General features: G+C 64.6%; 13 protein-coding genes. 9 read left to right on the forward strand and 4 right to left on the reverse strand.

The window, feature by feature from the left end; genetic code table 11:
- Positions 1-26: 26 nt before the first annotated feature.
- From ACYVHT_RS05240 to ACYVHT_RS05260, 5 genes are all read left to right on the forward strand, one after another.
- Positions 27-1,226 carry an ADOP family protein gene (locus tag ACYVHT_RS05240; protein WP_460548691.1) on the forward strand — a complete coding sequence of 400 codons (1,200 nt, stop codon included), beginning with the start codon at positions 27-29 and terminating at the stop codon, positions 1,224-1,226.
- Positions 1,227-1,377: 151 nt separating this feature from the next.
- Entirely contained in the window at positions 1,378-2,085 is a 708-nt protein-coding gene (locus ACYVHT_RS05245) for a head GIN domain-containing protein (RefSeq protein ID WP_460548693.1), read from the forward strand.
- 90 nt (positions 2,086-2,175) lie between these two features.
- A complete protein-coding gene (locus tag ACYVHT_RS05250; RefSeq protein ID WP_460548695.1) occupies positions 2,176-3,564 on the forward strand; it encodes a sigma-54-dependent transcriptional regulator in 1,389 nt (462 codons plus the stop codon).
- Between the two features lie 99 nt (positions 3,565-3,663).
- Positions 3,664-4,977 (forward strand): sensor histidine kinase, encoded by a 1,314-nt coding sequence (locus tag ACYVHT_RS05255; protein ID WP_460548697.1) that lies wholly within the window; start codon positions 3,664-3,666, stop codon positions 4,975-4,977.
- A gap of 117 nt (positions 4,978-5,094) precedes the next feature.
- A complete protein-coding gene (locus tag ACYVHT_RS05260) occupies positions 5,095-6,462 on the forward strand; it encodes an ammonium transporter (RefSeq protein ID WP_460548700.1) in 1,368 nt (455 codons plus the stop codon).
- 40 nt (positions 6,463-6,502) lie between these two features.
- Here ACYVHT_RS05260 and ACYVHT_RS05265 read toward each other — a convergent pair whose 3' ends face one another.
- Entirely contained in the window at positions 6,503-7,210 is a 708-nt protein-coding gene (locus ACYVHT_RS05265; protein ID WP_460548702.1) for an SAM-dependent methyltransferase, read from the reverse strand.
- On the reverse strand, positions 7,210-7,989 hold the full coding sequence (locus tag ACYVHT_RS05270; RefSeq protein ID WP_460548704.1) for an alpha/beta fold hydrolase: 780 nt from the start codon (positions 7,987-7,989) through the stop codon (positions 7,210-7,212). Before ACYVHT_RS05270 ends, ACYVHT_RS05265 begins: the two co-directional genes overlap by 1 nt.
- A gap of 101 nt (positions 7,990-8,090) precedes the next feature.
- On the opposite strand from ACYVHT_RS05270, the gene ACYVHT_RS05275 reads away from it, so the two are divergent.
- The 4 genes from ACYVHT_RS05275 (at position 8,091) to arfB (ending at position 11,992) form a co-directional block, all read left to right on the forward strand.
- A complete protein-coding gene (locus ACYVHT_RS05275) occupies positions 8,091-9,530 on the forward strand; it encodes a carbohydrate porin (protein ID WP_460548706.1) in 1,440 nt (479 codons plus the stop codon).
- Positions 9,531-9,640: 110 nt separating this feature from the next.
- A complete protein-coding gene (locus ACYVHT_RS05280; protein WP_460548708.1) occupies positions 9,641-10,363 on the forward strand; it encodes a head GIN domain-containing protein in 723 nt (240 codons plus the stop codon).
- Between the two features lie 183 nt (positions 10,364-10,546).
- Positions 10,547-11,494 carry a 3-oxoacyl-ACP synthase III family protein gene (locus ACYVHT_RS05285; RefSeq protein WP_460548710.1) on the forward strand — a complete coding sequence of 316 codons (948 nt, stop codon included), beginning with the start codon at positions 10,547-10,549 and terminating at the stop codon, positions 11,492-11,494.
- Between the two features lie 93 nt (positions 11,495-11,587).
- Positions 11,588-11,992, forward strand: a complete 405-nt coding sequence (arfB, locus tag ACYVHT_RS05290; RefSeq protein WP_460548712.1) for an aminoacyl-tRNA hydrolase — start codon at positions 11,588-11,590, stop codon at positions 11,990-11,992.
- A gap of 100 nt (positions 11,993-12,092) precedes the next feature.
- Here arfB and ACYVHT_RS05295 read toward each other — a convergent pair whose 3' ends face one another.
- Entirely contained in the window at positions 12,093-12,422 is a 330-nt protein-coding gene (locus ACYVHT_RS05295; RefSeq protein ID WP_460548714.1) for a hypothetical protein, read from the reverse strand.
- 289 nt (positions 12,423-12,711) lie between these two features.
- Entirely contained in the window at positions 12,712-13,440 is a 729-nt protein-coding gene (locus ACYVHT_RS05300) for a hypothetical protein (RefSeq protein ID WP_460548716.1), read from the reverse strand.
- Positions 13,441-13,470 lie beyond the last annotated feature (30 nt).

Genomic DNA, 13,470 nt, shown 5'->3' on the forward strand with positions numbered 1-13,470 from the left:
CCCCTCAACTATCCTTCCCTCACCCCATGCTTCGCCATCTCTTCACCCTTATCTGGAACCGCAAGCGGGCCAACCTGCTGCTGATTTCCGAAGTCTTTTTCTCATTCGTGGTGCTGTTTGGGGTGGGGGCGGTGCTCATCACCGTGAGCAAAAACTACCTGGCCCCGCTCGGCTTCGAGCCCACCCAGGTGTGGCGGCTGCTGGTGCGTGCCCAGCAAGGCCAGAAGATGCCCCGCGCCGAGCTCGACGACGTGCTGCGCCAGGTGAAGGCCCTGCCCGGTGTGCAAACCGTGGCCCTCACCAGCGGCAACCTGCCCTTTACCTTCAATACCAACAACTCGGACTTTGTATATAAGGGCCGCAAAACGCCCTACGCCAACACCTACGACGCCGACGACCATTACGGCGAGGCTATGCGCCTGCACCTGCGCGAGGGCCGCTGGTTTCGGGCGGCCGACGACGGCAGCCACCACCGCCCCGTGGTCATCAGCCAGGACATGCGCGAATACCTGTTTGGCGACGAGCCGGCGCTGGGCAAAATCTTTACCTACGCCGGGGGCAGCAAGGAAACCAAGCCCGAAGACGAGTTCCAGGTGGTGGGCGTGGTGGATAACGTGCGGATGGAAAGCGACTTCTCGGCCGCCCTGCCGTCGGTATGGAAGCGGCTTATTCCCTACGACACCACGCACTGGGAAACGGCCGCCGTGCTGGTGCGCGTGGCCCCCGGCCAGGGCGGCGCGCTGCAGGAAAAAATAGCCCGCACCGTGGCCGGCGTCACCCGCCAGTGGAGCACCGAGGTGCGCGTGATGGAAGACGACCGCCAGCACCGCCGCCTGTTCACGCTGGTGCCGGTGGTGGGGCTGTGCCTCATGGGCTTGTTTTTGATTATCAACGTAGCACTGGGCCTGTTCGGGGTGCTGTGGTACAACATCAGCCAGCGCCGGGCCGAGATTGGGCTGCGGCGGGCCATGGGCGCCACGGGCGCGGGCATCGGCTGGCAGTTTCTGGGCGAAATGATGGTGGTGACGACCTTTGGGGTGCTGCTGGGCGGACTGCTGGCGGCGCAGTTCCCCCTGCTTCATGCCTTCGACCTGCCCACGCAGCCCTATTTGCTGGCCATTGCGGCGGCCACCGGGGCGGTATATTTCATTACGGCGCTGTGCGCGTGGCAGCCCAGCCGGCTGGCGGCGGCCATTCAGCCGGCCGTGGCGCTGCGCGAGGATTGAGGCGACGACAACAAGCCGGTGCCGCCAGCTATTCTGCCCAGGGCTGTAACGAATGGCCCCGGCGGCCGGTAGCCGGGCAACCCGGCTCTGCCAGTGTGCATCTGGAACGTCAGAAGCCAGTTCATCACTCACCCTTTCACTCTTTTTTCGCATGAAAAACCTCACCGCTCTCGCCCTGCTTTGGTTGCTGGCCCTCGTGCCTGCCCTGGCCCAAACCGCTCCGGAAGTGCGCTCCGTCTCCGCCTTCCGCGCCCTCAAAGCGTCCGATGGCATCCTCGTCACGCTCACTTCGGGCAGCACCCAGCGCGTGGAGGCCAGTGCCGACACCCCCGAATTCCTGGCCCGCATCAAAACCGAAGTGAGCGACGGCGTGCTCAAGGTGAGCTTCGACCACAAGCTGAACGAAGCCTGGAGCAAAGACAACCGCCCGCGCAACCTGCGCGTGACCATCGTGGCCGCGCCGCTCACCGGCATTGAAGTCAGCAGCGGGGCCCGGGTCGACGTGAAAAATGCGTACGCCGTCGGCAGCTGCCGGCTGGAGGCCTCGTCGGGCGGCGTTATCTCGGCACCTGATTTTACGGGCAAAAACGTGGAGGCCAGCGTGAGCAGCGGCGGTGTGGCCACCCTCGGCGGCAAGGTGCAAAGCCTGAGCGTGCACGCCTCCAGCGGCGGCGTCTTCAAAGGCCAGGAGGTGCAGGCCTCCTCCTGCGAGGCCAATGCCTCCAGCGGCGGCACCATCAACGTGGCCGTGCAGGACAAGCTGAACGCCAACGCCTCCAGCGGCGGTGATGTGCGCTACGCTGGCTCGCCGCAGCTCACCAAGCACACCAGCAGCGGCGGCACCGTCAAGAACCGGTAGCATCCGCTCACTATGCCAGGCCGTCATGCCGAGCGCAGCCGAGGCATAACGTTCTTAACTTCTGCAAAAACACCTTTCCTTTCTGCAAGCATGGTACTCATCATCGACGACGACTTGGCCATCCGCACGTCGCTCAGGCTGCTGCTGAAGCAGGCCGGCTACCCCGCGCAGGCCGTGGCCGGCCCGGCCGAGGCGCTGGCCGTGGTGCGCGAAACGCCGCCCCGCCTCATGCTGATGGACATGAACTACTCGCTCGACACCACCGGGGCCGACGGCCTGGCCCTGCTCCGCCAGATGAAGGCGCTGGCCCCGCAGGTGCCCGTCATCCTCATCACCGGCTGGGGCAGCATCAGCCTGGCGGTGGAGGGCATGAAGGCCGGCGCAGCCGAGTTCATCACCAAGCCCTGGCACAACGAGGCCCTGCTCCAGACCATTCGCACGGTGCTGGCCGTGCAGGAAAGTGCCGCCGAGGCCGACCCCGCCGAAGCGCCCGCCCGCCAGCGCCGCCAGCTCGACCAGCAGTTTGCCTTTCGGGATATTATCGGCCAGGATGCGCAGCTGCTGCACGTGCTGCGCCAGGTGGGCCAGGTAGCCGCCACCGATGCCGCCGTGCTCATCGAGGGCGAAAGCGGCACCGGCAAGGAGCTCATTGCCGAAGCCATTCATCGCAACAGCCAGCGCAAAAACCAAGCGTTTGTGAAGGTGAACCTGGGCGGTATATCATCCTCATTGTTTGAAAGCGAGATGTTCGGCCACCGGCGCGGCGCCTTCACCGATGCCAAAACCGACCGCGTGGGCCGCTTCGAGCTGGCCAACGGCGGCACCATTTTCCTGGATGAAATCGGCGAGCTGGAGCTGGCCTCGCAGGTGAAGCTGCTGCGCGTGCTGCAGGACCGCACCTACGAGGTGCTGGGCGACAGCAAGCCCCGCCGGCTCGACATCCGCGTCATCGCCGCTACCAACCGCAACCTGGCCGAGATGGTGCAGCAGGGCCGCTTCCGCGAAGACCTGTTCTACCGCATCAACCTGATTTCGGTGCGCCTGCCCGCCCTGCGCGAGCGGGCCCAGGACATCCCGCTGCTCACCCAGCACTTCGTGGATAAGCTCCGCGCCACCTACCAGCGCCCGGCCCTGAAGGTGAGCACCCGCGCCCTGCACTGGCTGCGCGAGCAGCCGCTGCCCGGTAACATCCGCGAGCTGAAAAACCTGGTGGAGCGTGCCGTGCTCGTGAGCGGCAAGGAGGAGCTGGGCCCCGAAGATTTTCAGGCCAACGCCCAGCGCCTGCCCGCCCACCAGCCCCAGCCCGGCGAGCTGCCCACCCCCGGCACCATGACCCTCGACGAGCTGGAAGCCCAGATGATTCGGCAGAGCCTGGCGCACTACGACGGCAACATCAGCCGCGTGGCCAAGGCCCTGGGACTGAGCCGGGGCGCACTGTACAGAAGGTTCGAAAAGCACGGCATCCCGTATGACGAGTAGGAGCGGGGCCTGCCCCCGCCCGTCGTTGAACGATACCTGTTGAACGACCCGTACAATAAACCGTTCAACGACGGGCGGGGGCAGGCCCCGCCCTTACTTATGTCCCTTCGCCTCCAGTTTCTCCTCTTCGTCACCCTCATCCACAGCGTGCTCATTGCGCTGGCCTGGCAGCTGCACACCACCAATCTGCCGCTGTTCTTCGGCAGCGAAGTCATGCTGCTTATCAGCATTGGCCTGAGCGTGCGGCTGTACCGGGGCTTCGTGCGGCCGTTTGAGCTGATTGCGGCGGGCACGGCGGCCATCCAGGCCAAGGATTTCAGCATGAAGTTCGTGCCCGTGGGCCAGCGCGAGATGGACCAGCTCATTGCCGTCTACAACGACATGATTGACGCCCTGCGCCAGGAGCGCGTGAGCCAGCACGAAAAAAGCTTCCTCCTCGAACGCCTCATTCAGGCCTCGCCCGCTGGCATCCTCATCCTCGATTTCGATGGCCGCATCGAAAGCGCCAACGCCGCCGCCGAGCGCCTGCTGGGCCAGCCGGCGGCCGGGCTGCTGGGCCGCCCGCCGGCGGAGCTGCCGGCTCCCTGGGGCCCGGCCCTGGCCAGCCTGGCCGAAGACCAGCCGCAGGCGCTGCGCCTCTCCGGCCTGGCCACCTACCGCGCCCACGCCGCTCACTTTCTGGACAGGGGTTTCATGCGCCGCTTCATTCTGCTCGAAGAGCTGACCCAGGAGCTGATGCAGCAGGAGAAGCAGGCCTACGGCCAGCTGATTCGGATGATGTCGCACGAAATCAACAATTCCATCGGGGCCATCAACTCCATCCTGCACAGCTTCGCGCACTACGCGCCGCAGCTCGCGGCCGACGACCAGCCCGATTTCACCCAGGCGCTGGACGTGAGCATTGCCCGCAACACCCAACTGGCCAATTTCATTGCCAACTTCGCCCACCTCGTGCGTCTGCCGCCGCCCGCGCCCCAGCCCACCGATGTGCACGCCCTGCTGCGGGGCATTTGCCGGCTGTTCCAGCCCCAGAGCGAGGAGCGCCGCATCAACTGGCACCTGGAGCTGTCCCCAACCCCGCTGCTCATCCGCCTCGACCCCCAGCAACTGGAGCAGGTTCTGCTGAACGTGGCCAAAAATGCCCTCGAAGCCATTGGCCGGGACGGCAACATCTGGGTGCGTACCAGCCCGCAGCCGCCCACGCTCACCATCGAAAACGACGGCCCGGGCCTGACGCCCGCGGTCAGCCAGCGGCTGTTTACGCCCTTTTTCAGCACCAAGCGCGACGGGCAGGGCATTGGCCTCACGCTGGTGCGCGATGTGCTGCTGGCCCACGGCTTCCGGTTTCAGCTGGCCACCAACGCGGCCAAGCGCACGGCTTTCACCATTTTTTTTGAAGATGGGGCCGCTTGATGGAAGGGGGTGTGTTGAGAAAGAGAAGCAGTTTTTTAAAGCAGGCCTTTCAAATTGAGGAGTTATAGCGGAAATTGTAGTGTAAATTAGCGGAGCGGCCTTAATTTTACTACTGCTATGACTCGTAAACAATATTTAGCCACGGCCTGCCTCGGCCTCATCCTGCTATTGGCCGGCCTTGCCGCCTTCCTGCCCCAAAACCATCCCGAAGCCAAGCCCGACGCGTTCAACCCCGCCGACCTGGCCTGGATGCTGTCCGCCTCCGGCCTTGTGCTGCTGATGACGCCCGGCCTGGCCTTTTTCTACGGCGGCATGGTGAGCAAGCGCAACGTCATTTCCACCATGCTGCAGAGCTTTATTGCGCTGGGCGTGATTTCGATTCTGTGGTACGTGGTCGGCTTTTCGCTGGCTTTCGGCGACAGCATCGGCGGCGTTATCGGCAATCCGCTCACGTTTTTCATGTTCAATAACGTGGGCACCGCGCCCCATTCCCGCCTGGCCACCAACCTGCCGCTGGTGCTCTTCGCCGCCTTCCAGCTGAAGTTTGCCATCATCACGCCGGCCCTCATCAGCGGGGCGTTTGCCGAGCGCATTCGCTTCTGGGGCTACCTGCTGTTTATGTGCCTGTTCAGCCTGCTCATCTACTGCCCGCTGGCCCACTGGACCTGGCACCCCGACGGCTTCCTGTTCAAATGGGGCGTGCTCGACTTTGCGGGCGGCACGGTGGTGCACATCTCGGCCGGCTTTGCGGCGCTGGCCGGGGCGCTGGCCCTGGGCCGCCGCCACACCCACCTCGAAGGCCACATCCACATTCCGCCGAATGTGCCGTTTATCCTCATCGGCACGGGTCTGTTGTGGTTCGGCTGGTTTGGTTTTAATGCCGGCTCGGCGCTGGCGGCCAATACCACGGCCGTGCAGGCTTTTTTCACCACGCACATGGCGTCGGCAGCCGCTATGCTCACCTGGATGATGATTGAGGCCGTGCGCGGGCAGCGCCCCACGGCAGCGGGCGCGGCCATTGGCGCGGTGGTGGGCCTGGTGGCCATCACCCCGGCGGCGGGCTACGTGAGCTACGGCCCGGCCCTGTTCATCGGGGTGGTGTCGGCGGCCATCAGCGCCGGCGCGGTCGATTTGAAGAACAAAACCACCCTCGACGATACCCTCGACGTGTTTCCCTGTCACGGCGTGGGCGGCATCGTGGGCATGATTCTGACGGCCGTGTTTGCCAAAGACGGCGGCCTCGTCACCACCGGCTCCTGGGTGCTGCTGATGAAGCACTTGGGTGCGCTGGCCTTCATCTCGGTGTTCACCTTCGGCGGCTCCTACCTGCTCTATAAATTCACCAATCTGCTCATTCCCATTCGGGTAAATGCCCTGCACGAAGCCGACGGCCTCGACCTGAGCCAGCACGGCGAAACCGTGCTGCCCGCCCCGCACGAGCACCTGCCGGTGAGCGAGCCGAAGTTCGTGGTGCGGGCGTCGTAGGGCTATCCGTCATCCTTCGCTGCGCTCAGGATGACGGATGCTACATCCCCAGCACAAACACCGTCGGAATCTTGTGCAGCTCCGGGGCCGGCAGCCGCTTCCAGTCGCTCACCGTCAGCGTCCTGATGAACTCGCCCGCGCCGGTCACGTCGGCTGCCACGCACAGACGGGTGCCGGGCTGCAGGTGCGCCAGCAAATCAGCAAACAGCGCCCCGTTGCGGTAGGGCGTTTCGATGAACAGCTGCGACTGCTGCCGCTGCTGGGCCTCCTTCTCCAGCGCCTTGATGGCCGCCACGCGGGGCGCTTTCTCAATGGGCAAATACCCGTGAAAGGCAAACTGCTGCCCGTTCAGCCCCGAGGCCATGAGCGCCAGCAGCAGCGACGAGGGCCCCACCAGCGGCACCACGCGCAGGCCCTGCCGGTGCGCCTCCCGCGCCAGCGCCGCGCCGGGGTCGGCAATGCCGGGGCAGCCCGCTTCGCTCAGAATGCCCCCGTCAATTCCTTCTTTTAGCAGCGGGCCGAGGGCGGCGCGCACCTCCGCATCGGTGCTGTCTTTGTCGATGACAACGAAGCGAATGTCCTCAATGACGCGGTGCGGCGCCACGCTTTTCACGAAGCGGCGGGCCGTGCGCGCATTCTCCACCAGGAAGTAGGGGAGGGAAGCCACGGCGGCCACCACCTGCGGCGGCAGCACCTGCGGGGCCGTGTCATCGGCCAGGGGCGTGGGAATGAGGAAGAGGGTTTTCATTAGCTCAGCGCAAACGCCTTCACCATCCCGAAAATCTCCTCCGGCTTTTCGGCGTGCACCCAGTGGCCGGCATCGAGCACGGTGGCCACCTGCGAGTGCGGAAACAGCGCCGGAATCCCGGTCAGCTTGTCCTCGGCCGTGATGTAGTCGGACTTGCCGCCCCGGATGAACAAAGCCGGCTTGAGAAACGGCGTGGCGCTGATGGTTTCTTCGCCAATGGCCGCCAGCTGGGCCGCCAGCACCGGCAAATTGATGCGCCAGGCAAACGAGTTGTCCTCCTTGCGGTACAGGTTTTTCAGCAGAAACTGCCGGGTGCCTACGTTATTAATGTATTGAGCCAGTGCCGCATCGGCTTCCTGCCGGTTGGTGATGGTGGCGAGGTTTACGGCGTGCAGGCCGGCCAGGATTTCGTCCTGATGCTCCATGTTGGAGAAGCGCGGCGCAATATCGAGCACGATGAGGCGGGCCAGCCGCGCGGGGTGGTCGAGGGCGAAGCGCATGGCCACCTTGCCGCCCATGCTGTGGCCCATGAGCGTGGTGTCGGGCCCGAGCTGCAGGTGGTCGAAGAGGTCGAGCACGTCCTGCGCCATGAGGGCGTAGGTGTGCTCCTGGCTGTGAAACGAGCGGCCGTGGTTGCGCAAATCGACGCTAATCACGCGCAGGCCGGCCTCGGTGGCCCAGCGCCGCGCCAAGGTCTGCCAGTTGTCGAGGGTGCCGAAGAGGCCGTGGAGAATGACGAGCGGCCGGCCCTGGCCCTGGTCGAGGTAGTGAAGTAGCATGCCGCAAAAGTACGGCGGCCGCCCGGCGCAATGCCGCTTATGGGCCGAAATCAGTTCTTCATCAAAGGGACATCTGATTGGCCGGAGCTTCGGCTTTAGCTTTGCTGTCTCACTGCCCTAAGGGGTTTATTTTCACTGCGCTGAAACGATTACTCACGCCATTTGCGCTGGCTGGCGGCCTGTTGTGGGCCAGCCAGGCCCGCGCCCAGATTACGCCCGCCGGCGCCGCCACCCCGCCCGTGGCCCCCAACGCCGCCTCGGCGCAGGAACCCGTGCACCTGCCCGCCGAAAAGGCCCGCAACTGGAGCCTGCACTTCCAGCAGACCCTTATCGACCAGTGGCACAACGACCTGAGCACGCCCTACGCGGGGGCCTACAGCCTGGCCGACCGCGAATCGGCCAAGCTGTCCTTCACCAGCACCCTGTTTGTTGGGCGGCGGCTGTGGAAGGGGGCGGCGCTGTATTTCAACCCCGAAGTGGCCGGTGGCAGCGGCCTGAGCGGCGCGCGCGGCATTGCGGGGTTCACTAACGGCGAAACCTTCCGCATCGGCGACCCGTCGCCCAACCTGTACCTGGCCCGGCTGTATTTGCGCCAGGTGTTTGCCCTGGGCACGGCTACGGACAACGACCTCGACGACCTCAACCAGTTGGCCGGCACCAGTCCGCAGCGCTACTTCGCCCTCACGCTGGGCAAGTTCAGCACCGCCGATTACTTCGACCAGAACAGCTACTCGCACGACCCGCGCACCCAGTTCCTGAACTGGAGCCTGATGAGCGCCGGCGGCTGGGACTACGCCGCCAACACCCGGGGCTACACCGTGGGCGGCGTTATCGAATACGTCACGCCCGACTTCACCGCCCGTTTCGCCTCCACGCTCATGCCCACGCAGGCCAACGGGCCGACGCTGAATTTCGACTACGGCACGGCCCACGCCGAAACCGTGGAGCTGACCAAAGTGTACCACCTGCGGGGCCGGCAGGGCACTGTGCGGGCGCTGGGCTTTCGCAACGTGGCGGCCATGGGCACCTACAGCACGGCCACCCGCCTGGCGCAGCTCACCGGCCAGCAGCCCGATATATCGGCCGTGGGCCGCGACGGCCACACCAAAGTCGGCTTCGGGCTGAATGCCGAGCAGGAAATTGCCAAAAACGTGGGCCTGTTTGCCCGGGTGAGCTACAACGACGGCAAGAACGAAACCTGGGCTTTCACCGAAATCGACCACAGCGCCAGCCTCGGCATTGCTAGCACCGGCGACCGGTGGCACCGCCCCGACGACCGCCTCGGCGCGGCCATTGTCGTGAACGGCCTCAGCCCCGAGCACCGCGCCTACCTGGCGGCCGGCGGCTACGGCTTCATGGTGGGCGACGGGGCCCTGAACTACGGCCTGGAGCAGATTGGGGAGCTGTACTACAGCTTCGCGCTGCCCACGTACCACGCCAGCATCAGCCCCGATTATCAGCTGGTTATCAACCCGGCCTATAACAAGGACCGCCGCGGGCCGGTGCACGTGGTGGCCGTGCGGCTGCACGTTGAGTTTTAGCGGCGCTTCGGGGCGACAAAGGCGGGATAAAAAATTTCGGGCTACCGCTGTAACGTAGGCCGCATTATGATGGTAACCGTTGTGAATCATTCATTTTTTTTCTTTTTCTGATGGCCCTGTACCGAACCAAAACCCTGATGACCAGCCTGCTGCTTGCGGTGGGAATGCTGTCGTCGTTCATTGCCGTGCGGCCCGCTGCCCAGCGCGAAACCCGGCCAGTGGGTCCATTCACCGAAGTGAGCCTGGGCGGGGCGGCCCACGTGGTGCTCAGGCAGGGCAGCCCGCAAAGCGTGGTGGTGGAAGCCAGCCCCGAAGCCCTGGCCGAGTTCGAAACCGTGGTGAAAGACCAGCAACTGCGCCTGGGCAACCGCAACCGCAACGACATGGGCAGCTACAAAGACCGGGGCCCCATCACAGTGTACATCACGGCCCCCAGCCTCACGGCGCTGCGCGTGGGCGGCTCGGGCAAATTTGAGGTGGAGGGGCCGCTGAAGGCCGATGCCCTGACCCTGGCCGTATCGGGCTCGGGCAAGCTGCAGGTGCCCCGGCTCACGGCCAGCAGCCTCGAGAGCACCTTGTCCGGCTCCGGCGATTTGGTGGTGGGCGGCAGCTGCCCGCGCCAGCAAATCCGCATCAGCGGCTCGGGCCAGGTGAAGGCCCACGACCTGAAGTCGGAAACCTGCCAGGCCCGCATCAGCGGCTCGGGCGATGCCCACGTGTACGCCAGCCGCACGGCCGATGCCAGCATTTCGGGCTCGGGCAGCATGTACGTGGCCGGCGGGGCGCAGCTCAGCAGCGCGGTGCACGGCAGCGGCCGCATGGTGAAGGAGTAAGCCGCTCATACACGGCACGGAAAGCCTCGGCGGCAAGTGCAGCCGAGGCTTTTGCATGCTGTAAAAACGGCTCTGTGTATAAAATTTGGGCATAACGCCGGGGCGCACCGACCGCCCCGGGCTGGGAAGCGTACCTTTGCCGGGCCGAAAGGCCCGCTTACGTTTTCCACCCAATACCACTCCGTGTACCTTCATCATGTGGCGGCCTACCTCCCGGAGGCCGTCGTCACCAACGCGCATTTCACCCGTCTGAATGGCCTGGCCAGCGAGTGGATAATTGAGCGCACCGGCATAGAGGAGCGCCGCAAAGCGGCCCCCGGCGAAAATGCCAACACCATGGCCATTGCCGCGACCCGCGCCGCGCTGGCCGCTGCCCCCGCCTTTGCTCAGAATAGTGTCGACCTTATCGTAGCCGGAACCTATACGCCGCACGATACCATTTTTACCGCCGCGCACGCCGTGCAGCGCGATTTGGGCATCAACGAAATCCCGACCGTCAGCATCTCCTCGGCCTGCTCGTCGCTGCTGAATGCGGTGGAAATTGTGGAAGGCTACTTTGCCATGGGCAAGGCCCGCCGCGCCGTGGTGGTGGTGAGCGAGCACAACACCGCCTACAACAACGAGGAAGACACCATTGCCGGCCACCTATGGGGCGACGGTGCGGCGGCGCTGCTCATCAGCAAGGAGCGCATCAGCCCCGCCGACCTGCACATTGCCGAAGTCATCACCGGCGGGGCTGCGCCCGTGAGCAAAGCCGACGAGGCCGTGACCCTGAAGCCGGTGGAAAAAGGCATTGTGATGCCCTTCGGGCGCGACGTGTTTCAGCAGGCCTGCACCTACATGGCCCGCGTGACCCAGACGCTGCTCGACAAGCACCACATCCCCACGCAGGAGCTTACCTACCTCATTCCGCACCAGGCCAACCTGCGCATCTCGAAAAACGTGACCAAGGCCCTGGGCCTTGACCCGGCCCGCGCCGTGAGCAACATCGAGCGCCTCGGCAACACGGGCTGCGCCGGGGCCGCCATCGGCCTGGCCGAGGTGTGGGACACGCTCCGGGGCGGCGACAAGGTGATTATCACCGTATTTGGCGGTGGCTATTCCTACGGAGCCATGCTGCTTACTAAATAATTATGAATTATAAATTATGAATGATGAATTGACCGCCGGACGGGCTCGTTTCGCCAACTCATAATTCATAATTTATAATTCATAATTCAAAACATGCTGCCTCCCGCCGATACTTTTCTGCCCGAAATCACCTTCCAGACCAGCCGGGCCAGCGGGCCGGGCGGGCAGAATGTGAACAAGGTGGAGTCGCGGGTGGAGCTGCGCTGGCACTTGCAGGCTTCGCAGGTGCTGACTGAGGAGCAGAAGGCCCTGATTCTGGAAAAAATCGGCCATCAGCTCACCGCCGAGGGCCTGCTGCTGGTAACGGCGCAGGACGACCGCAGCCAGCTGCGCAACAAAGAAATTGCCCTGGCCCGCTTCCACGCGCTGCTGCTCAAAAGCCTGCGCCGGCCCAAGTCCCGCAAGGCCACCAGGCCCAGCAAAGCCGCCGTGCGCAAGCGCCTCGAAGGCAAAAAGCTGCAAGGCGAGAAGAAAGCCAGCCGCCGCAAGCTGGAATAAAGCTTCTGCACAAAAAAGCCCTTTGCGTGCAGCAAAGGGTTTTTTTGTGGGAGCGGAGCCGGCCGAAGACTGGCGGCATCGGCCGGCCGCTACGCGGCGATTAGTTCACGCCGTTGAGGGCGAGGTTGTTGCTGAGCGTGGTGCCGGAGCAGGTGTAGGTGGCGGTTTTGGCGCTGCCTTTCTGGTAGATGAAGGCCTGGGTGGCCTGGTTGTCGTTGCCCCACATCACCCAGATTTTCATCCAGACGATGGAGCCGTCCGGCACGCCGAGGTCGCCGGGGTCGGTGGTGTAGGACTGGCCCAGCAGCTCGTTGCTGGTTTGGGAAGACTGGTGCTGCTGGCCGCTGTCGTCGAGGTACACGAACTCGGTGCGGCACACGTAGCCGCCTTGCTGGTTGAGGGTGAATTTGCCTACGGTTGGGTATGCCATGGTATTTGAAGAAAAAAGGAGTGTGCGCCTACTCTGATTCTGAAGGCTTTTCGGCAGCCGCCTGGTGTCGGGGTGAAGCTTCGTTCGACATCACAAAGGGACACATCGGCGGCTGGTGCTATCAGCGCACAACTACCTGAATTTCAAAAACCGTTGTTTTACCTGGCTTCGCACCGCATTTCTACGTGGGCGTATAAATACGCGGCCTTTCGGCCACGGAGCCGCGCCGTGGCCTCTGCCCAAAACCGTTGGTCGATACGGGTGCCGATGGGTTTCGGCGGGGGCATGGCTAGTTCAAATCCAGCCCAAACAGCACGCCGAACCAGGGCTTGTGCTGGTAGGCCCAGGAGGCGCCATCGGGCCCCAGCAGCTGGTCGACGCCCACGGCCAGGCCGATGTTGAAGGCGCGGGCATCGAAAATGGTGGCCACGCCGCCATGAATCACCACGCCTTCGTACTCGGCGGCGGTGGGGCGCAGCTGGGCCACGTCGTCGGTAATGAACGTGGAGCCCGCGCCCACGAAGGCCCCGTAGCCCAGCCCCGTGACCCGAACGTGCGCCGTGGGCCCGAACGGCGTGGTGCGCCTGGTGCGCAGCGCGTAAAAATCGAGCCGCCTGCCCACGTAAACGGCCGCGTTGAAATTGGTGTTGAGCTGCACCGGCACCCCGCCCTGGGGCGGCCGCACCTTGAAGGGAATGGTGAAAATATCGACGTCGAGCCGGCGGCGCAGCAGTACCAGCTCGTGGCTGGGGCGCAGGCGGTAGCGGTAGGTATGGGGCCGCCCGGCGGGGGCATCGGGCGTGAGCAGCAGCGTATCGGCGCGCTGCTGCACGTAGAGGCGGGTGGTGGGCAGGGCCGCCACCAGCGAATCGGGGGAGGCTCGGCGCACCACGCGGTAGTAGTCGTCATCGAGCTGCGTGACGTTGCCCACCACGGCGCAGCTGCTCAGGGCCAGGGCACCGGCGGTGGCCAGGACGGGAAGGACGGGATGGAGGCGTACGATGGAAGCGTTTGTCATCCTGAGCGCAGCGAAGGACCTTCTCACGTG

It is taken from the genome of Hymenobacter daeguensis (genome assembly GCF_054780555.1).